General features: G+C 63.6%; 17 protein-coding genes. 4 read left to right on the top strand and 13 right to left on the bottom strand.

Going from position 1 to position 18,796, the window contains the following annotated elements:
• Positions 1 to 109: 109 nt before the first annotated feature.
• The 12 genes from BMX59_RS18455 to BMX59_RS18400 all read right to left on the bottom strand — a co-directional run bounded on the left by BMX59_RS18455 (position 110) and on the right by BMX59_RS18400 (position 13,859).
• The gene (locus BMX59_RS18455) at positions 110 to 1,516 is read right to left on the bottom strand and encodes an amidase (RefSeq protein WP_092244613.1); all 1,407 of its coding nucleotides are present in this window, start codon (positions 1,514 to 1,516) and stop codon (positions 110 to 112) included.
• On the bottom strand, positions 1,513 to 2,781 hold the full coding sequence (locus BMX59_RS18450) for a Zn-dependent hydrolase (RefSeq protein WP_092244616.1): 1,269 nt from the start codon (positions 2,779 to 2,781) through the stop codon (positions 1,513 to 1,515). The genes BMX59_RS18455 and BMX59_RS18450 overlap by 4 nt, the downstream gene beginning before the upstream one ends.
• A gap of 13 nt (positions 2,782 to 2,794) precedes the next feature.
• Entirely contained in the window at positions 2,795 to 3,490 is a 696-nt protein-coding gene (locus tag BMX59_RS18445) for an ABC transporter ATP-binding protein (RefSeq protein ID WP_028617000.1), read from the bottom strand.
• Positions 3,490 to 4,239 carry an ABC transporter ATP-binding protein gene (locus BMX59_RS18440; protein ID WP_071492108.1) on the bottom strand — a complete coding sequence of 250 codons (750 nt, stop codon included), beginning with the start codon at positions 4,237 to 4,239 and terminating at the stop codon, positions 3,490 to 3,492. The genes BMX59_RS18445 and BMX59_RS18440 overlap by 1 nt, the downstream gene beginning before the upstream one ends.
• Positions 4,236 to 5,246 (bottom strand): branched-chain amino acid ABC transporter permease, encoded by a 1,011-nt coding sequence (locus tag BMX59_RS18435; RefSeq protein ID WP_093124359.1) that lies wholly within the window; start codon positions 5,244 to 5,246, stop codon positions 4,236 to 4,238. Before BMX59_RS18435 ends, BMX59_RS18440 begins: the two co-directional genes overlap by 4 nt.
• 1 nt (position 5,247) lies before the next feature.
• Positions 5,248 to 6,108, bottom strand: coding sequence for a branched-chain amino acid ABC transporter permease (locus BMX59_RS18430; RefSeq protein ID WP_015884776.1), 861 nt, complete (start codon positions 6,106 to 6,108; stop codon positions 5,248 to 5,250).
• A 57-nt stretch (positions 6,109 to 6,165) separates the two neighbouring features.
• Entirely contained in the window at positions 6,166 to 7,368 is a 1,203-nt protein-coding gene (locus tag BMX59_RS18425; protein WP_093124356.1) for an ABC transporter substrate-binding protein, read from the bottom strand.
• Positions 7,369 to 7,593: 225 nt separating this feature from the next.
• Positions 7,594 to 8,361: a FadR/GntR family transcriptional regulator gene (locus tag BMX59_RS18420; RefSeq protein WP_015884774.1), complete on the bottom strand. Its 768-nt coding sequence runs from the start codon at positions 8,359 to 8,361 to the stop codon at positions 7,594 to 7,596.
• Positions 8,362 to 8,467: 106 nt separating this feature from the next.
• Positions 8,468 to 9,217 carry an alpha/beta fold hydrolase gene (locus BMX59_RS18415; RefSeq protein ID WP_093124352.1) on the bottom strand — a complete coding sequence of 250 codons (750 nt, stop codon included), beginning with the start codon at positions 9,215 to 9,217 and terminating at the stop codon, positions 8,468 to 8,470.
• A 104-nt stretch (positions 9,218 to 9,321) separates the two neighbouring features.
• Complete coding sequence (locus BMX59_RS18410) at positions 9,322 to 10,725, bottom strand: efflux transporter outer membrane subunit (protein ID WP_093124348.1); 1,404 nt, start codon at positions 10,723 to 10,725, stop codon at positions 9,322 to 9,324.
• Positions 10,718 to 12,706, bottom strand: a complete 1,989-nt coding sequence (locus tag BMX59_RS18405) for a MacB family efflux pump subunit (protein ID WP_139212900.1) — start codon at positions 12,704 to 12,706, stop codon at positions 10,718 to 10,720. The genes BMX59_RS18410 and BMX59_RS18405 overlap by 8 nt, the downstream gene beginning before the upstream one ends.
• Positions 12,690 to 13,859: an efflux RND transporter periplasmic adaptor subunit gene (locus BMX59_RS18400; protein WP_093124343.1), complete on the bottom strand. Its 1,170-nt coding sequence runs from the start codon at positions 13,857 to 13,859 to the stop codon at positions 12,690 to 12,692. The genes BMX59_RS18405 and BMX59_RS18400 overlap by 17 nt, the downstream gene beginning before the upstream one ends.
• A gap of 255 nt (positions 13,860 to 14,114) precedes the next feature.
• Between BMX59_RS18400 and BMX59_RS18395 the strand changes: the two genes are divergently transcribed.
• From BMX59_RS18395 to BMX59_RS18380, 4 genes are all read left to right on the top strand, one after another.
• Positions 14,115 to 14,597 (top strand): sigma-70 family RNA polymerase sigma factor, encoded by a 483-nt coding sequence (locus tag BMX59_RS18395; RefSeq protein WP_093124339.1) that lies wholly within the window; start codon positions 14,115 to 14,117, stop codon positions 14,595 to 14,597.
• 120 nt (positions 14,598 to 14,717) lie between these two features.
• Positions 14,718 to 16,055, top strand: coding sequence for a lysine N(6)-hydroxylase/L-ornithine N(5)-oxygenase family protein (locus tag BMX59_RS18390; RefSeq protein ID WP_093124336.1), 1,338 nt, complete (start codon positions 14,718 to 14,720; stop codon positions 16,053 to 16,055).
• 66 nt (positions 16,056 to 16,121) lie between these two features.
• Entirely contained in the window at positions 16,122 to 17,342 is a 1,221-nt protein-coding gene (locus BMX59_RS18385; RefSeq protein ID WP_092244638.1) for a putative DNA modification/repair radical SAM protein, read from the top strand.
• Entirely contained in the window at positions 17,339 to 18,172 is an 834-nt protein-coding gene (locus tag BMX59_RS18380) for a TIGR03915 family putative DNA repair protein (protein ID WP_092244641.1), read from the top strand. The genes BMX59_RS18385 and BMX59_RS18380 overlap by 4 nt, the downstream gene beginning before the upstream one ends.
• A 122-nt stretch (positions 18,173 to 18,294) precedes the next feature.
• Here the strand turns inward: BMX59_RS18380 and BMX59_RS18375 are convergent, their stop codons facing one another.
• A complete protein-coding gene (locus BMX59_RS18375; protein WP_016974875.1) occupies positions 18,295 to 18,792 on the bottom strand; it encodes an Lrp/AsnC family transcriptional regulator in 498 nt (165 codons plus the stop codon).
• Positions 18,793 to 18,796 lie beyond the last annotated feature (4 nt).

Below are 18,796 nucleotides of genomic sequence, written 5' to 3'. Positions count from 1 at the left end.
CTTCCAAGGTCTTCAGGTAGAACTGGCGAAAAGTACCCACAGTTGCAGTGTTCGTCCTTAGCCAGATAAGGCCAGGACCATCGGCGTGAAGCCCCTCCCATATTGGGTTCTACGGTGTTCTGATGATTGGCGCTTGCAGGTGCTTGGTCGGGAATGCCTTTGCATACGCCTGGCACACCCGCAACACCTGCTCATCGGCAAACCGCGCCCCCACCACATGCAAGCCCACCGGCAAGCCATTCGCCGCCAGCCCGCACGGCACCGATGCCGCCGGTTGCTGGGTCAGGTTGAAGGGGTAGGTGAAGGGCGTCCACTGCGTCCATGCCTGCAAGCCGGAGCCGGGCGGTACGTCGTGCCCGGCTTCGAATGCGGTGATCGGCATCATCGGCGACACCAGCACATCGTAATGCTCATGGAACGCGGCCATGCGCGCCACCAATGCGGCGCGGGCTTCAAGGGCGGCGCTGAAGTCGTCCAGGCTCAACTGTTCGCCGCGTTGTGCAATCCTTGACAGTCCGGGGTCCAGCAGTTGTTTTTGTGTCTCGCTCATGGCGCCGGTCAGGCGTGCCGCGCCGGCTGCCCACAAGGTGCTGAAGACGTCCAGCGGGTCGCTGAAACCGGGGTCGATCTGCTCGACATGGGCGCCCAGTTGTTCCAGGCCTCGCACCGCCTCCGCGACCACCTTGGCCACTTGTGGGTCGACCTTCACGTAACCGAAGTTCGGACTGTAGGCCACACGCAACCCTTTCAAATCCGTACCCGGCGTCAGCCATGGTGTGGTGCGTGGAGCACCGATCAAGCCATCGCGCGTATCCGGCTGGGCGATGGTTTGCAGCATCAGCACACTGTCTTCCACCGTGCGGGTCATCGGCCCCAGGTGCGACAGAATGGTCATGGAGCTGGCCGGCCACTGCGGCACATAACCGAAGGTCGGCTTGATGCCGAAGGTGCCGGTAAACGCGCAGGGAATGCGGATCGAGCCGCCGGCGTCGCTGCCCTGGTGCAACACGCCGAGGTTCAACGCCGCCGCTGCGCCCGCGCCGCCGGACGAGCCGCCCGCCGTGGTGCGGGTGTCCCAGGGGTTGCGGGTGATGCCGTACAGCGGGTTGTCGGTGACGCCTTTCCAGCCGAATTCCGGGGTGGTGGTCTTGCCCAGCAGCACCGCGCCGGCCTTGCGCATGAAGGCCGTGAAAGGCGCGTCGACGTCCCACGGCCCTTCGGCGGATGACGTGCGCGAGCCCTTGCGGGTCGGCATGCCGATGGTCAGTGTCAGGTCCTTGATCGACGCCGGCACGCCGTCCAACGGGCCGCAGGGTTGGCCCTTGAGCCAGCGTTGTTCCGAGGCGCGTGCGGCGTTCAGCGCACCTTCCGGGTCGACGTGGCAATAGGCGTTCACCACCGGGTTGTAGCGCTCGATGCGCAACAAAGCGTCCTCGGTGACTTCCACCGGCGACAAGGTCTGGTCGCGAAAATGCTGCAGCAGTTGCACCGCTGTCAGTTGGCCGATCTCGCTCATGCCACGTCCCCCTGTGCCGCATTGACCATGGCGCGCAGCAATACCGCGCAGCCGGCTGCCAGGTCATCCGGCGCGGCGTTTTCGATTTCGTTATGACTGATGCCGCCTTCGCACGGCACAAAGATCATGCCGGCCGGGCCGAGTTCGGCGACAAAAATCGCGTCGTGCCCGGCCCCGCTGACGATGTCCATATGGCTCAGGCCCAAGGCTTCGGCGCCGTCACGCACCGCATTGACGCAGGCCGGGGCGAAGTCCAGCGGTGGAAAGTCGGCGGTGGGCGTCAGCTCAAAGGTCAGGCCGTGTCGCTGGGCAGTGGCTTCGATCACGCCGCGCACTTCGTCGACCATGGCTTGCAGCTTGTCCGCGTGCAGGTGGCGCAGGTCGATGGTCATGTGCACCTGGCCGGGAATCACGTTGCGCGAGCCAGGGTGCAGGCTCAGGCAACCCACCGTGCCGCAGGCGTGGGGCTGCTGTTGATGGGCGATGCGGTTGACCGCGCTGACCACCTCGGCGGCGCCGACCAGGGCGTCCTTGCGCAGGTGCATCGGCGTCGGGCCGGCGTGGGCCTCGACGCCGGTAAGGGTCAGATCGAACCACTTCTGCCCCAGGCACCCCATGACCACGCCAATGGTAGTGGCCTGGTCTTCCAGTACCGGGCCTTGTTCGATATGTGCTTCGAAGTAGGCACCGACCGGGTGGCCGAGCACGGCGCGGGAACCGGCGTAACCGATGCGCTGCAATTCGGCGCCCACCGACAGGCCCCGGTCATCGACTTTGTCGAGGGTGTCCTGCAAGTCGAACTTACCGGCAAACACCCCGGAGCCCATCATGCACGGCGGAAAACGCGAGCCTTCTTCGTTGGTCCACACCACCACTTCAATCGGCGCTTGGGTTTCGATGTCCAGGTCATTCAGGGTGCGGATCACTTCCAGCCCGGCCATCACCCCGTAGCAGCCGTCGAACTTGCCGCCAGTGGGTTGGGTGTCGATATGGCTGCCGGTCATCACCGGGGGCAGGGCGGGGTTGCGCCCGGCGCGGCGGGCAAAGATATTGCCGATGGCGTCGACACTGACGCTGCACCCGGCGGCCTCGCACCACTGCACAAACAGGTCGCGGGCCTGGCGGTCGAGGTCGGTGAGGGCCAGGCGGCACACGCCGCCCTTGGCGGTGGCGCCGAGTCGGGCCAGGTCCATCAGCGATTGCCACAGGCGGTCGCGGTTGATCAATAGGGCGTTGCTCTGGAGCGGTTGCGCAAAACTGTTCATCTGCAATCTCCGGTCAGGCACTCAGGGCCAAATAACGGTTTTTGATCGTAGGGTCGGCGCGGAAGGCTTCGGCGCTGCCTTCGTAGACGACACGGCCCTGTTCAAGCACGTAATGGCGGTCGGCGAGCTTGTCGCAGACCATCAGGTTCTGTTCCACCAGCAGCACCGGCAGGCCGTCGTCCTTGACCTTGCGCAGGATCTTCACCAGTTCGTCGACGATCACCGGGGCCAGGCCTTCGGTGGGTTCATCGAGGATCAGCAGCTTGGGGTCGTTGAGCAGCGCACGGGCGATGGCGAGCATCTGTTGCTCGCCGCCGGACAGCGCATGGCCGGCGTTTTTGCGGCGCTCCTTGAGGCGCGGGAACATGGCGTACACGTCTTCGAGTTGCCAGCGGCTGGTCTTGCGTGCGGCGATGCGCAGGTTTTCCTCGACGGTGAGCAAGCGGAAAATCCCACGGTTCTCCGGGACCAATGCCAAACCCTGACGGGCGATTTCGAAGATCTTCTGCCCGACCAGCGCCTGGCCGTTGAAGTGGATCTGGCCCTGGCGCGGGCAGATGATGCCGAGGATGCTGCGCAGGGTCGTGGTCTTGCCGGCGCCATTACGGCCGAGCAGCGTGACCAGTTCGCCGGGGTTGACGGTCAGCGACACGCCTTCCAGCACGTGGCTCTTGTCGTAGTAGGAATGGATATTCTCGACGATCAGCATCAGGCAGCCTCCCCAAGGTATGCGGTGCGCACACGTTCATCGGCGCGCACGAATTCCGGCGTGCCTTCCACCAGGATCTGGCCGTGGCTCATCACCGTGATGCGTTGGCTGATGGACATGACAATGCTCATGTTGTGTTCGATCAGCAGTACTGTGTGATCGCGGCCGAGGTCGCTGATCAACTGGGTCATGATCGGGATATCGTCGATGCCCATGCCCGAGGTGGGTTCATCCAGCATCAACAGTTTCGGCTTGGAGCAGATCGACATGCCCACCTCCAGTACCCGTTGCTGGCCGTGGGACAACTCGCCGGCCAGGGTGTCGGCGCGGGCGGTGAGTTGCAGGCGTTCCAGCACCTGGTCGGCCATCTCCAGGTGTTCGCGCTGGCTGTCCACGCGACGCCAGAAGTTGAGGGCACGTGCGCCGTCACGGCCCTGGGCGGCCAGGCGCAGGTTCTCGCGCACGCTGAGGTTCTGGAACAGGCTGGTCAGCTGGAACGAACGCGCCATGCCCAGGCCCACACGGCCGTGGGCGGGCTTGCGCATCAGGTTTTTACCGTCGAAATGAATTGCTCCAGCGGTGGCCTGGCGCTCGCCGGTGAGGCAGTGGAACAGGCTGGTCTTGCCGGCACCGTTGGGGCCGATGATGGTGTGGATGGTGCCGGCCTCGACCTTGAGGTTGACGCCATTCACTGCGTGGAACGCGCCGTAGGCCAGTTCCAGGTCCTGGGTTTCCAGCAGGATGCTCATAGCCCTTCCTCCTTGGCGATAACCACGTTCTTGCGGCTGCCGCGTACCTTCTCGAACAGCGACGCCAGGCCGCCCCACAAACCACCGCGCATGAAGATCACCACCAGGATCAGGATCACCCCCAGCAGCATCAGCCAGCGCGGCCACAGGTCGGAGAGGAAATCCCCGAGCAGCACGATGGAACCGGCGCCCAGCAACGAGCCAAACAGCGAACCGGTGCCGCCGACGATGGTCATGATCAGGATGTTCTCGGACATCGCCAGGTCGATGTTCGACAGCGGCACAAAGTGCAGCAGCATGGCGTACAGCGCCCCGGCAATCCCGGTGACGGCGCCGGACAGCACGAATACCAGGATCTTGAAGTGCCGCGTGTCGTAGCCGATGGCCGAGGCGCGGGTTTCGTTTTCACGGATCGCCATCAGCGTGCTGCCGAACGGCGAGGCGATCACCCGGCGCGCACCGATGAAGATCAGCAGGAACAGCACCGCGACAAAACCGTAGAACGCGCGGGCGTCGGCCAGGGACAGCAGCACGGTGTCGCCGAGGCGGATTTCCGGGCGCGGCACGCTGAGCAGGCCGTTGTCGCCGCCGGTCCAGTCGCTGAGGGTGTAGGCGACAAAATACGCCATCTGGCTGAACGCCAGGGTCAGCATCACGAAATAGATACCGGTACGCCGGATCGCCAGGGCACCCACCAGCAAGGCCAGGAACCCACCTGCAATGGCGGCGCCGAGCAACGCGGTGAACAGGCCCAGTTGCAGGTGGATCATCAGCAGCGCCGCACAGTACGCGCCGGCCCCGAAGAAGATGCCTTGGCCGAACGACAGCAGCCCGGTGTAGCCCAGCAACAGGTTGCAGGCCAGGGCGGCCATGGCAAAGATCAGGATCTCGGTGGCCAGGGTCGCCGACGGCAAGATCAGCGGCAGGCCGATCAATACCGCCAACACCCACAGCAGCATTGCGCGCGATTGCGTCTTGGCAAACGGCAGGGGATTTTTCTCGCTCATGTCAGGCTCTCCCGAACAGGCCGTAGGGACGGACCAGAATCACCACGGCCATCGCGCCGTAGATCATCAGGCTCGCACCCTGGGGCCAGAGTGTGGTCATCAGGCTTTGCACCACGCCCACCAGCAAACCGCCAACCAGCGCACCGCTGAACGAGCCCATGCCGCCGATCACCACCACCACGAAGGCCACGCCGAGGATCTCCGGGCCGACAAAGGGCTGCGCGCCGCGCAACGGTGCGAACAGCACACCGGCGACGCCGGCCAGGGCCACGCCGAGGGCGAAGGTCATGGAGAACAGGCGGAAAATATTGGTGCCCAGCAGCGACACGGTTTCGGTGCTTTCACTGCCGGCGCGCACCAGGGCACCGAAGCGCGTGCGTTCCAGCAGCAACCACAGGCCCAGGCCGACCAGCCCGGAAAACACAATGAGGAACAGGCGGTAGTAGGGGTACACGAAGTCACCCACCACCAGCACGCCGCGCAGCAGTTCCGGTACCGCGACGCTCTTGCCCACCGGGCCCCAGATCATCACGCTGGCCTCCTGGATGATCAGTGCAATCCCCAGGGTCACCAGGATCTGGAACATGTGCGGCAAGTGGTAGATCCGCTGGATCAACAGGCGCTCGATCACCCAGGCCAGTGCAGCCACCACCAGTGGCGCGATCAGCAACGCCAGCCAGAAGTTGCCGGTGAGGCTCACGGCGGTGTAGCAGATGTAGGCACCCAGCAGAAAGAACGCGCCGTGGGCGAAGTTGACGAAGTTGAGCAGGCCGAAAATGATCGTCAGCCCGACCGCAATGAGGAAGTAGATCATCCCCAGCCCAAGGCCGTTGAGGATCTGGAACAGGTAAAGATTAAGCATGCAGGAACCCTCGGCAGGACGCCGCTTGCGCGGCCCTGCGCTACAAAATTCAGGGGATCAGCCGAGCGTGCAGCCCGTGGCGTCCACCGGCGGGAACGATTGGCCGGCGCTGAGCACCTTGGCCAGGTCGTCCTTGTCGGCCATCTCGCTGCTGGCCTTGCCGATCAGCAGGTAGTAGTCCTTGATCACCTGATGGTCGCCGGCGCGGATCGATTCCTTGCCGGTGGGCCCTTCGAAACTCAGGCCCTGCATGGCCTTGGCCACGGTCGGCCCGTCGAAGCTGCCGGTGGCGATGATGGTTTCGAGCATGACCCTGGTGCTGATGTAGTCGGCGGCCAGCGGGTAGGTGGGGTTGATGCCGTACTTGGCCTGGGTCAGCTTGACCAGTTCACGGTTGAGCGGGGTGTCGACCTGGTGCCAGTACTGTGCGCCAAGGTACACGCCCTCGAGTACATCGCTGCCCAGTTCCTGGAATTGGTCGAGTCCGGCGGACCACACCAGCAGCACTTTCATGCGCTCCTTGATGCCGAAGTTGACCGCCTGGCGCAGGGTGTTGGACGACTGGCTGCCGAAGTTGAGCAGCACCAGCACGTCGGGTCTGGTCGAGATGGCGTTGGTCAGGTAGCCGGAAAATTCCTGTTCCTGCAGCGAGTGGTAGCTGTTGCTGACGTGTTCCAGGCCGTGTTCCTTGAGCACGTTTTTGGCGCCTTCGAGCAGGGCTTCGCCGAACACGTATTGCGGGGTGATGGTGTACCAGCGCTTGGCGTCGGGCAGCAGTTTGATCAGCGGCACCATGGTTTCGCGGATTGCGCCGTAGGTGGGCACGGACCAGCGGAACGTCGCCTTGTTGCAGTCCTTGCCGGTGACTTCATCGGCGCCCACCGGGGTCATGAACACGCCGCCGACCTTGTCGACTTCCTTGGCCACCGCCAGTGCCGACGAGGACAAGGTGCACCCCTGGAAGAACCGCGCGCCGTCCTGCTGGATGGCTTCCTGGACCTTGCGCACCGCCTTGCCGGCGTTGCCTTCGGTGTCGATGACCTTGTAGTTCAACGGGCGACCCAGCACCTGCGGGTACTGCTCCACCGCCAGGCGCGAACCCATGTCGGCAAACTTGCCATAGCTGGCAAACGCGCCAGACATGGACTTGAGGCCGTAAAAGGTAAAGGGCTCGGCGGCGAATGCCGAGCGCACGCTCAGCGGGAGGCTGAGGGCGGCTGCGGCGGTGAGACTGGCTTTCAACAACGTACGACGCTGCATGGGGTGACTCCCTGGTTTAGTTATTGGCAGGAGTGGCAATGGCGATACGGTGGAGCAAGGGCCTGTGGGCAGGCCTGTTATTGGATGAAACGATGTGTGGTTGAAATGCAGCCCACATGTGGGAGGTGGCTTGCCTCCGATAGCGGTGTGTCAGTCGACATTAATGTTGAATGTGCTGGCGTCATCGGGGGCAAGCCCCCTCCCACATGAGGTCTGTGGTGTTCTTTAAGAGTGATCGAACTCCAGTAGAAAATGCGGGCTGACCTGGCCTTCAAGGGCGGTCATGTGGTGTTCGGCATCGCACATGTGTTCATGCATCAAGCTGCGTACCGCGCTTTCATCCCCGGCACGAAAGGCGATCAGCAACTGCTTGTGATAATCCAGGTTGGCCGCGTCGAACTGCTTGCGCTTGGGCTTGTAGGCTTTTTTCAGCACCACCAGGTCGCGCAGCAGGTCGTTGAGAAACTGCGCCATGAAACTCAGCAGCGGGTTGGGGCAGGCCTTGGCCAGCAGGTTGTGGAACTCCAGCTCCGCCAGGCGTTGTTCGCGCTGGCCGGCCTCGCTGTCTTCCGGGGCGCTGCAGAAGTCCACGTTGTCTTGCAGGGCCTGGTAGTCGTCTTCGCTGAGGCGCCCGAGCACCGACACCGCCAGTTCCACTTCGATGACTTTGCGCAGTTGGTACACCTGTTCGCCGTCCAGGTGCTGGAAGTGCAGGTAGTTGCGCAATGCGCGGCTGGCCGGTTCGGTGCCGGCCTGGTTCAGGTAGGCGCCACCGCTGGGGCCGGTGCGGGTGCTCACCAGGCCTTCCACTTCCAAGGCCTTGAGTGCTTCGCGGGCAGAGCCCTTGGAGCACTGGAAGCTTTCCATCAACTCACGTTCGGTGGGCAGGCGGTCGCCGGGCTTCAAGGCGTCGGTGACGATGGAGCGCTTGACCGACTCGACAATCACATCGGACAGCTTCTGGCGTTTGCGTCGTAGCGGGCGGCTTAGCATGGGTTCGATTTATCGTATTAATGCGGATAAATAGCACTTAATAACGATCGACCCCCAACGTCAACGCCAGGTGTCGTTTTTGAGGGCAACAGGTCGCAAACGAGGGTTACTGTCCTTCGGCGGAATCCAGGCAGCGCGTGGAGCGTGGAGGTTGCTTGCCGTAGATCAGGAAGTCGCCCACCCAGCGGTTGATGCAACTGCTGGCGTCTTGTGTGGACGAGTCTTTCAGGCGCAGTTGTTCAACGAAGGGCGCCGCCATTTCGCTCGCGTGCGCGTTGACCAGTACCATGCGCGTGACCCGCTCGGGGAACAGCGTGGCGTAGTGGTTGCCCAGGCGTGCGCTGTCGGCATTGCCCAGGTAACGCAATTGAGCTTCACCGAGTTGGGTACGTACGAACTCCAGGTCCTGGGCCGCCTGCTCGATGCCATTGTCGGTACTGAGGTCGCGGGTGCTGAGCTCGATGACGTCATAACGGTCGACCAGCCGGCGATAGGCTGGGTGGGAGTGGGAGCCCCACAGGCTGGCCAGGTGGATGACGAAGGTGCCGACCTGAGTCTTCTTGGCCGCGTCGCCGGCCTGGGCAATGATCACCCCTTCACGGTTCAACGGGTCGCGGGCACCGACGCGGGTTACGTACAAGCGCAACCTGCCCTGGCGGGGTGCGGCATGATTGCGCGGTACGCTCACGGTGCCGCATTGGGTCCGTTCCAGTACCGCAGGGTCCAGGCGTTCAACGGAGGGCAGGGGACAGTCCAGCAACCAGTCGATGGCAGTGGGGGGGATCAACGGCTGGGCTGTAGCAAGGTTTGCCATCAGCCAGAGGCAGGCGCCCGTCAGGTGTTTTGCAGCAGTCATCGAGAGGTCCCGGGCAACCGTGTGATAGCGGCTTTTTTACCAAGGACCTTGGGTCGAAGAATGTAGGCTGAAAGAACGTCTGTTGTATGAAATTGGAGTTTTGTTTATCGGATCTCTGTCTGCCAGCCACCACCCAGTGCTTTGTACAGGGCGATACTGGCCTGTAGGCGTGACAAGCGCAGTTGCACGTTCTGGTCCTGGGCCGCGTACAGGGTGCGCTGGGTTTCCAGCACGGTGAGCAGGTCTTCGGCGCCGGCCTGGTAGCGGCTTTCGGCAATCTGGAACGCCGTCTGCGCCTGTTGCAGTTCTTCACGCTGCCATTCGCGTTGCTGGTCGAGGCGGGTGATGCTGCTGAGGGCTTTTTCCACATCGGCAAAACCGTTGATGATCGCGCCGCGATAGGTTTGCAGCAGTTCATCCTGGCGGGCGCGGGCCTTGTCGCGTTCAGCGCTTAAACGGCCGTTGTTGAAGATCGGGCCGACCAGGCCGGCGGTCAGCGTGTAGTAGGGGCTGCGCAGGATATCCAGGGCCTTGTAGGCATCCGAGCCCAGGGTTGCGCCCAGGGTGATGGCAGGCAGCATGGCGGCGCGGGCCACGGTGACGTCGGCCTGTGCCGCCGCCAGTTGTGCTTCGGCCTTGGCGAGGTCGGGGCGGCGGCTGAGCAGTTGGCTGGGCATGCCCGCACCGATGGTTGGCCAGGTCAGCGCCTGGAAGCTCTCGGAGCCCAGGTCCAGGCCTTGTACCGGCTGGCCGAGCAGGGCGGCCAGGGTGATCCGCGATTCTTCGCTCAGTTGCTGGATCAGCGGCAATTGGCGTTGCTGGCTGGCCACCAGGCTTTTTTGCTGGGCCAGTTCCAACGCGGTGGCGGAGCCGGCGTCATAGCGGGTCTGCACCAGCGCGAGCACATTGCGCGCATTGGCCAGGTTCAGCTCGGCAATCTGCTCGCGCTGCCGGGCGGCCAGGGTTTGCGCGTAGCGGTCGGCGACGCTGCTGAGCAGGGTCAGTTCCACCGTGGCCTGGTCGAACGCGCTGGCGCGCAGACTCTGTAAGGCGCTGTCGCGGGCGGCGGCGCGGCCACCCCAGAAGTCCACCTCGTAACTGGCGGTGAGGTTGGCGCTGTAGTTATCGACGGTATCATCGCTGCGTGTTGCGTCCAGGTCCGGGCCACCCGGGCCGCGCAGCAATTTCTGGCGGCTGGTGGCGAGGTTGAATTTCACCTCCGGCAGCAGCGGCGCGCCGGCGATCACTGCGCTGGCCTGGGCCTGGCGCACGCGGGCCGTGGCGGCGGCCACGTCGAAGCTGTCCCGGCGGGCCTGGTCGACCAGGTGATTGAGCTGCGGGCTGCCGAACTGGGTCCACCATTGCTGCTGAGTGGCCTGGGCGGCGCTGCGCTCGGTATATTGCCAGGCAGCCGGCGGTGCAATGCCGCTGTCGATGGCAGGCGGGTTGCCGGTGCAGGCGCTGAGCAATACGCAGAGGCCGGGCAGGTAAAGGGATCGTTTATTCACTGGTCAACGCCTTGACCGGATCGAGCCGGGCAGCTTTACGGGCCGGCATAAAGCCGAATACGACGCCGGTGACAAGGGCGCAACCGAATGCACCGAACACCGCCACCAGGGAAAACTGCACCGCCACCTTGGCCAGCACCAGCACGCCGCCCACCAACAGCGCGAGGGCGATGCCGCACAGGCCGCCGACCACCGAAAGCATCACCGCTTCGGTGAGGAACTGACGCAGGATGTCGCGCTGGCGTGCGCCGGTGGCCATGCGGATACCGATTTCACGGGTACGCTCGCGTACAGTCATCAACATGATGTTCATCACGCCGATGCCGCCCACCAACAGGGAGATCGCGGCAATCGAACCGAGCATCAGCGACAGTGTGTTCTGCGTGCGCGCCTCGGCCTGGATCATCGCGGCGTTGTTGGTCAGCTCATAGTCGCGCTTGCCGTTGTGCAGTTTTTGCATCAACTGGTCGATGGCCACCTCGGCCTCGCGGACCTTGCGCGCGTCCGCCGCGGCGATCACCACATACTCGGGGTTGTAGCTGCCGAACAGGCGCACGCTGGCGGCGGTGTAAGGGATGGCAACGCGATCGTCGCTGTCCTTGTTGCCGGAGCTGGCGCCTTTTTCCGCCAGCACGCCGATCACCTGGAATGGCACGTTTTCAATCAGGATGTACTGGCCGATGGGGTCGACCTCGCCCTTGAACAGCTTCTCGCGCACACGATGACCAATTACCGCCACGGTGGCAGCGGCACGCTCGTCGGCGGCAGTGAAATAATTGCCCTCGACCACCGGCCAATTGAAAATCTCCGGGAAGTTGGTGTCGTTGCCGCCCACGTAAGCCATGTAGTCGACATTGCCGAAACGCACCCCGGCTTCGTTGCCGTTGACCGGCATGATGCGCTGCACCTGCGGCAGGGCCGCCAGCGCATGCACGTCATCGAGCGTCACGATCCCCAGCGGCGTGCGCGGATTCGGCGATGAACCGCTGAGGTAGATGATGTTGGAGCCGAACGCCCCCATCTGCGCCATGACCTGGCGCTTGCTGCCTTCGCCCACCGCCAGCATCACCACCACCGACGCCACGCCGATGATGATGCCCAGCAGGGTCAGCGCGGTGCGGAAGCGGTTGATCCACATCACACGCCAGGCAGCTTGCACCGCGTCCACCAGTTCGGCTTTCCAGGCGCCATTGTGCTCGGCGCCGTCGGCCAGGCGCTGGCGCAGGTCCACGGCTTGCAGGGCCCCGGTGGTGGCTACGGGCTTGGTGTCGCTGTCGTTGGCCGAGTCACTGATGATCAAGCCATCGCGAATTTCGATGATGCGGTTGGCCCGCGCAGCCACTTCGCGGTCGTGGGTAATCAGGATCACTACGTGGCCCTGGCTGGCCAGTTCGTCCAGCAGGGTCATGACCTCGGCGCCGCTGTGGCTGTCGAGGGCGCCGGTGGGTTCGTCGGCGAGGATGATATGGCCGCCGTTCATCAACGCACGGGCGATGGACACTCGCTGCTGCTGGCCGCCGGACAGCTGGTGCGGACGGTTGCCGGTGCGCTCGGCCAGGCCCAGGCGGGTGAGCAGGGCGTGGGCGCGGGCATGGCGTTCGGCGGCGCTGATACCGGCGTAGATCGCCGGCATCTCGACGTTTTCCTGGGCCGTGCCCGAGGGGATCAGGTGGTAGCCCTGGAACACAAAACCAAAGGCTTCGCGGCGCAGCCAGGCCAGTTCGTCGCTGTCCAGGTGCGCGACGTTTTCCCCGGCGAACAGGTAGTCGCCGGTGCTGGGGCGGTCAAGGCAACCGAGGATGTTCATCAACGTGGACTTGCCGGAGCCGGAGGCACCGACGATGGCGACGAATTCCCCGGCATGGATCGCCAGGTCGATGCCGCGCAACACGTCGACCTGCGGGCTGTCGCCGCCGCCGTAGGACTTGCGGATGTCCTTGAGTTCGATCAGGGCCGTGTTCACCTCAACCCCCGTTGCCATCGGCCGGGCCGACCAGCAGTTGATCACCTTCGTTCAGGCCGTCGAGTACCTGCACGCGCAAGCGGTCGCTGATGCCGACCTGCACCTGGCGCTGCTCGATACGGCCATTCTTGCCCACCACCCGGGCGATCTGCTGGTTGGCGTTGGCCGTGCCCTGTAGCGCAGCGATCGGCGCCGTCAGCGTATTCTGGGCCTGGCTGGCGACGAAAAATACCTGGGCGGTCATTTCCGCCATCAACGCGTTGTCGCTGTTGTCCACATCCAGCAACACGGTGTACAGCACCACGCGGCCGCTGCCGCTTTTATTCGAACTGTTAGGGCTGCCGCTGCCCTGGGTTTCGTTCAACGGCTTGGGCGGGATCGGCAGGATCTGCCGCACGGTGCTGGTCCAGCGCCGGTTGCCGCCGCTCAGGGTGGTGAAATAGGCGGTCATGCCCGGTTTGACGTGGCCGATATCAGCTTCCGAGACTTGCGCCCAGACGGTCATCGGCGACAGCTTGGCGATCCGCAGGATCAACGGTGTCTGCTGCTGCGCGTTGAGGGTCTGGCCGACCCGTGCGTCCACCGCGACCACGGTGCCGGTCATCGGCGCATAAATCCGCGTGTAGCCCAACTCGGCTTCATCACTGCGCAGGCTGGCCTGGGCTTGCAGGATCTGCGCCTGGAACATATCGACCCGGGCCTGGGTGGCGCTCAGTTCCGCCTTGGCGGTTTGTACGTCTTCCTCGCGGGTGGCGTTGCCGGCGACCAGGCGCTGCTGGCGCTGGTATTTCTGGCGCGCCAGTTCGTGCTGGGCCTTTTGCTCCTGCAACTGGGCCTTGAGGTTTTCGATGGCGTAGCGGCTGGCGTCGAGCTTGGCCTTCTGCGTGGACGGGTCGATCTCCACCAGCAATTGGCCTTCCTGCACCTGGTCGCCGGCCTCGACGTGGATCTTGCGGATCTGCCCCGATGCCTGGGCGCCCACGTCCACATAACGACGCGGTTGCAGGGTGCCCAGGGCGGTCACGCTGTTTTCGATATTGCCGCGGGTGACGCTGACGGTGGTGAGGGTGTCACGCCCCGGCGGCAGCACCTGCCAGGCCGCGACGGCGATAATGGGGATCAGGCACGCGATAACGAGCAAGGCGCGTCGGGCGGGTCGAGGGCGTTTCATGCGTGGGTTTCCAGCCAGGAAAGTTCGGACCGCAGTTGCGGGGAGCTGACAAGTAAACGAGAGAATTGCGCGGGGATTTAGGCGGTTACATAAGCAGTTACAGCTCCCTTGAAGAAAAAAATCGTCCGTTGATGCGAGTCTGCTTTAAAAGTAGATGAGAATTACTATAAATTGCACACACTCAAACTGCCATCACCTGAACGCTGTCTTTTTTGCACCCGGGGACCTAATGCCGCCACCCCGCGGCCGGGAGTCATGTTGGAAAACTACTATCGCGAGCTGGTGTGTTTCCTCAACGCCAAGCTGGGCAACCGTCAGGTGGCCGAGGATGTGGTGCATGACGCGTATGTCCGGGTGCTGGAACGTTCCAGCGACACCCCCATCGAACAACCCCGTGCCTTTTTGTACCGCACCGCGCTTAACCTGGTGATTGACGGCCACCGGCGCAACGCCTTGCGCCAGGTCGAACCGCTGGACGTACTCGATGCCGAAGAACGCTTTGCCAGCATTTCGCCGCACACCACCCACGACCACGGCCAGCGCCTGGAACTGCTCGAACGCGCCCTGGCCGAGCTGCCGCCGGCCTGTCGCGACAGCTTCCTGCTGCGCAAACTCGACGGCCTGACCCACCTGCAGATCGCCGAACGCCTGTGCATTTCCCGCGCCCTTGTGGAAAAACACATCGTCAACGCCATGAAGCACTGCCGGGTGCGCATGCGCGAGTGGGAAGCGCACTGATCAATGATTGGTTAAATTTTATTTCACTGTCCTCGTTTCCTATCAACACACGGCCTGATGTGCAGGCCTTGAAAGGTATTCCCGCCCCACCGCCAAGGGGCTTATCCAGAGGACACTGGAATGACACAGGCAATTGCTTCGCCCGCGGTTCACGACCTGATCGGTATCGGTTTCGGCCCTTCGAACCTGGCGCTGGCCATCGCCCTGCAGGAGCGCGAAAAGGCCCAGGGCAAACTGGACGTACTGTTCCTGGACAAACAGGCTGACTACCGCTGGCACGGCAATACCCTGGTCACCCAGAGCGAGCTGCAGATCTCGTTCCTCAAGGATCTGGTGACTTTGCGCAACCCCACCAGCCCGTACTCCTTCGTCAATTACCTGAAAGCCCACGACCGCCTGGTGGAGTTCATCAACCTGGGCACCTTCTACCCGTGCCGCATGGAGTACAACGACTACCTGCGCTGGGTCGCCGGCCAGTTCCAGGCCCAGGCGCGCTACGGCGAGGAGGTGCTGGCCATCGAGCCGATCCTGCACCAGCAGCAGGTCGAAGCCCTGCGCGTGATCTCCCGCGATGCACTGGGCGAGCAGCATGTGCGCACCACTCGTTCGGTGGTGGTCAGCGCCGGTGGCACGCCACGTATTCCCGAGGCGTTCAACGCGCTCAAAGGCGACAGCCGGGTGTTCCACCATTCCCAATACCTGGAGCGCATGGCCAGCCAGCCGTGTGTCGACGGCAAGGCCATGCGCATCGCCATCATCGGCGGCGGCCAGAGTGCGGCCGAAGCCTTTATCGACCTGAACGACAGCTTCCCGTCGGTGCAGGTCGACATGATCCTGCGCGGCTCGGCGCTCAAGCCGGCCGATGACAGCCCGTTCGTCAACGAAGTGTTCTCGCCGGCCTTTACCGACCTGGTGTTCCAGCAGGAGGGCGCCGAGCGCGAGCGCCTGGTGGCCGAGTACCAGAACACCAACTATTCGGTGGTGGACCTGGACCTGATCGAGCGCATCTACGGCATTTTCTACCGCCAGAAAGTTTCCGGCATCGCCCGCCAGGCGTTCCGCACCATGACCGTGGTCGAGAAGGCCACGCCGGGCCCGCTGGGCATCGAGTTGGCGCTGCGCAACAACGCCAACGGCGAAACCAGCCTCAACCATTACGACGCGGTGATCCTGGCCACCGGCTACGAGCGCCAGACGCACCGCGCCTTGCTCGCGCCGCTGGAAGACTACCTGGGCGACTTCGACGTGGCGCGCGACTACCGCATCGTCACCGACGAGCGTTGCAACGCCGGCGTCTACATCCAGGGGTTCAGCCAGGCCAGCCACGGTTTGAGCGACACCTTGCTGTCGGTGCTGCCGATCCGCGCCGATGAAATTGCGGCGTCGTTGTATGCCCTGGACCGTGGGCGCGGCAAGGGGCGCTCGGTGCAGGACCGGTTGCTTGCCACCGCCAGCTGACCAACTGCGCTTGTGACCGGGAGGGCCGCCTGATACTGTACAAAAAACCAGTATCGGTAGCCCTCCATGCAGTTGATCGAAAAACTCAGCATTCTCGCCGACGCCGCCAAGTACGACGCGTCCTGCGCCAGCAGTGGCGCGCCCAAGCGCAGTTCCGAGGGCAAGACGGGGCTGGGTTCCACCGATGGCATGGGCATCTGCCACAGCTATACGCCGGACGGGCGTTGCGTGTCGTTGCTCAAGGTGCTGCTCACCAACTTCTGTCTCTACGACTGCCAGTACTGCGTCAACCGCCGCTCCAGCGACGTGCCCCGCGCACGGTTCAGCCCGGAGGAGGTGGTGACCCTGACCCTGGATTTCTATCGGCGCAATTGCGTCAGCGGGCTGTTTCTCAGCTCCGGCATCATCCGTTCGTCCGACTACACCATGGAGCAGTTGGTGCGCGTGGCCAAGCTGCTGCGCGAAGAGCACGACTTTCGCGGCTATATCCACCTCAAGACCATTCCCGACGCGGACCCGGCGCTGATCGCCGAGGCCGGGCGCTATGCCGACCGGCTGAGCGTGAACATCGAGCTGCCCACCGAGGCCAGCCTGCAGACCCTGGCGCCGGAAAAAAAGATCGTCTCGATCAAGCAGGCCATGCAGACCATCTACACTGGCGAGCAGACGGTCCGCAACGAACCGCGTGCACCGCGTTTTGCCCCGGCCGGGCAGAGCACGCAACTGATCGTCGGCGCCGACGACACCGATGACAGCACCATCCTCCACGGTGCCGAGGCGTTGTACGGCAACTTCAAGCTGCGTCGCGTGTATTACTCGGCGTTCAGCCCCATCCCCAACAGCCCGAAAAGCGTGCCCCTGGCCGCGCCGCCGCTGATGCGCGAGCACCGCTTGTACCAGGCCGATTTCCTGTTGCGCAGCTATGGGTTCAACGCCAATGAGCTGTTCAAAGGCCCCGGCCACCTGGCCCTGGACATCGACCCCAAGCTGGCCTGGGCCCTGGACAACCGCGATGTGTTCCCCCTGGACCTCAATCGCGCCGAACCGACCTTGATCGCACGCATTCCAGGCATTGGCCTGCGCACCACCCAGCGCCTGGTGGACCTGCGCCGCGAACGCAAGATCCGCTTCGAAGACCTGGCGCGCATGCGCTGCGTGCTGGCCAAGGCCAAGCCGTTTTTCATCACCAGCGACTACCATCCGCAACAGGCCGATAGCACCAGCGTGCTGCTGCGCGAACAACTGCGCGACCGCCCGCAACCCGAGCAGATGGGGTTGTGGGGGTGATCAGCCTGGAATGCGACAACCTGTTCGCCACCTGGCGCGACCAGGCACGCTGGCTGCTCAGCCATCAGGTCGACCCCAGTCAGGTGAGCTGGGGCGAGGCGGAGGTGGCGGACCTGTTTGCCACTGACCAGTCGATTCCCGAGGCGCCCGGGCCTTTTCAGACGCGAGTGCCCAAGGCCCTGCTGGAACTGCTGGAATCGGCTGCCTGCTACCACGGCGACCAACGCTGGAGCCTGCTGTATGAGGTGCTGTGGCGCGTCAGCCATGGCGACCGCACCGCGATGCTGGCCGGGGACAAGCTGGGCAGCGAGTTGCAGCGGCGGATCAAGCAGGTCAGCCGCGAGGCGCACCACCTGCATGCATTTGTGCGGTTTATCGCGCTGCCGGCGGGAGCGGGGCCGGAACTGCCGGAATATGTGGCCTGGCATGAACCGGCCCATGACATCCTGAAATCCGCCAGCCAACATTTTATCGGGCGCATGGGCCGTCATCGCTGGATGATCGCCACGCCGTTGGATGGGGTTTACTACGATGGCGAGCAGTTGATCCACCAGCGTGAGTGCCCCGAGGCGTGGCGGCAGTTGGCGCAGAATGTCGAGGACCCCCATAGCGCGATGTGGCTGACCTATTACAGCCATATCTTCAACCCCGCACGGTTGAACCCCAAGGTGATGGAAGGGCATTTGCCCAGCCGGTTCTGGAAGAACCTGCCGGAGGGCAAGTTGATACCGGGGTTGATCAGCGAGGCAAGGACGGGAAAGCAGAAGGATGGGCAGGCCAGGCTGATTGGCACCAAGCCTGGCAAGAGAATCTTAAGCGGGCAGGGTTGAATATGTGGGAGGGGGCTTGCCCCCGATGAGGGAGTGTCAGTCACAGATGCATAGACTGACACACTGCTATCGGGGGCAAGCCCCCTCCCACATTCGATCGGCAGTGTTTTGGAGAGATAAGTTCAGGCCAACTCGGTGGCGGTGTTCTTGACCACTGCCAATTCCGGATGCGCCACCAACTTATCGATGTGCAACTCATCATTGTTCAGCCAGGTCTCTGTCAACACCCGGTAATGCTCCATGTCCCGGCAACGCATGCGCAGGCTGTAGTCGAACGGCCCGCTGATCAGTTGGCATTCGAACACCTGCGGGCAGGCCTTCACACAGGCTTCGAAGGCCTTTTGCGCCGAGCGCCCGCTTTGGTTGGACAAGGCCACCAGCACCAGCAATGACAAGCCTGGCGAGACCATCTGCACATCGATGATCGCCCCATACCCACGGATCACCCCGCGCCGCTCCAGCTTGCGCACCCGTTCCAGGCAGGGACGGGGCGTGAGGTGTACCAGCGACGAGAGCTTTTCGTAGGTGATGCGCCCCTGATGGCGCAGCACTTCGATAATGGCTTCATCGATGCGGTCCAGCGCAGGGGAGGAATGGGGTCCGTTGGCCTTGGTATCCATGGGT

The organism is Pseudomonas sp. NFR09 (assembly GCF_900111535.1).
GTDB classification, from domain to species: domain Bacteria; phylum Pseudomonadota; class Gammaproteobacteria; order Pseudomonadales; family Pseudomonadaceae; genus Aquipseudomonas; species Aquipseudomonas extremorientalis.
Note: the sequence above shows the minus strand (reverse complement) of the source record. Positions and strands in the feature narration are given on the sequence as shown.

Bases quoted from the DNA above. Each gene is read 5' to 3' on its own strand.
- BMX59_RS18430 (WP_015884776.1), bottom strand. From the start codon at position 6,108: ATGCTTAATCTTTACCTGTTCCAGATCCTCAACGGCCTTGGGCTGGGG.
- BMX59_RS18400 (WP_093124343.1), bottom strand. From the start codon at position 13,859: ATGAAACGCCCTCGACCCGCCCGACGCGCCTTGCTCGTTATCGCGTGC.
- BMX59_RS18420 (WP_015884774.1), bottom strand. From the start codon at position 8,361: ATGCTAAGCCGCCCGCTACGACGCAAACGCCAGAAGCTGTCCGATGTG.
- BMX59_RS18415 (WP_093124352.1), bottom strand. From the start codon at position 9,217: ATGACTGCTGCAAAACACCTGACGGGCGCCTGCCTCTGGCTGATGGCA.
- BMX59_RS18450 (WP_092244616.1), bottom strand. From the start codon at position 2,781: ATGAACAGTTTTGCGCAACCGCTCCAGAGCAACGCCCTATTGATCAAC.
- BMX59_RS18385 (WP_092244638.1), top strand. From the start codon at position 16,122: ATGCAGTTGATCGAAAAACTCAGCATTCTCGCCGACGCCGCCAAGTAC.
- BMX59_RS18455 (WP_092244613.1), bottom strand. From the start codon at position 1,516: ATGAGCGAGATCGGCCAACTGACAGCGGTGCAACTGCTGCAGCATTTT.
- BMX59_RS18445 (WP_028617000.1), bottom strand. From the start codon at position 3,490: ATGCTGATCGTCGAGAATATCCATTCCTACTACGACAAGAGCCACGTG.
- BMX59_RS18405 (WP_139212900.1), bottom strand. From the start codon at position 12,706: ATGGCAACGGGGGTTGAGGTGAACACGGCCCTGATCGAACTCAAGGAC.
- BMX59_RS18395 (WP_093124339.1), top strand. From the start codon at position 14,115: ATGTTGGAAAACTACTATCGCGAGCTGGTGTGTTTCCTCAACGCCAAG.
- BMX59_RS18425 (WP_093124356.1), bottom strand. From the start codon at position 7,368: ATGCAGCGTCGTACGTTGTTGAAAGCCAGTCTCACCGCCGCAGCCGCC.
- BMX59_RS18440 (WP_071492108.1), bottom strand. From the start codon at position 4,239: ATGAGCATCCTGCTGGAAACCCAGGACCTGGAACTGGCCTACGGCGCG.
- BMX59_RS18375 (WP_016974875.1), bottom strand. From the start codon at position 18,792: ATGGATACCAAGGCCAACGGACCCCATTCCTCCCCTGCGCTGGACCGC.
- BMX59_RS18435 (WP_093124359.1), bottom strand. From the start codon at position 5,246: ATGAGCGAGAAAAATCCCCTGCCGTTTGCCAAGACGCAATCGCGCGCA.
- BMX59_RS18390 (WP_093124336.1), top strand. From the start codon at position 14,718: ATGACACAGGCAATTGCTTCGCCCGCGGTTCACGACCTGATCGGTATC.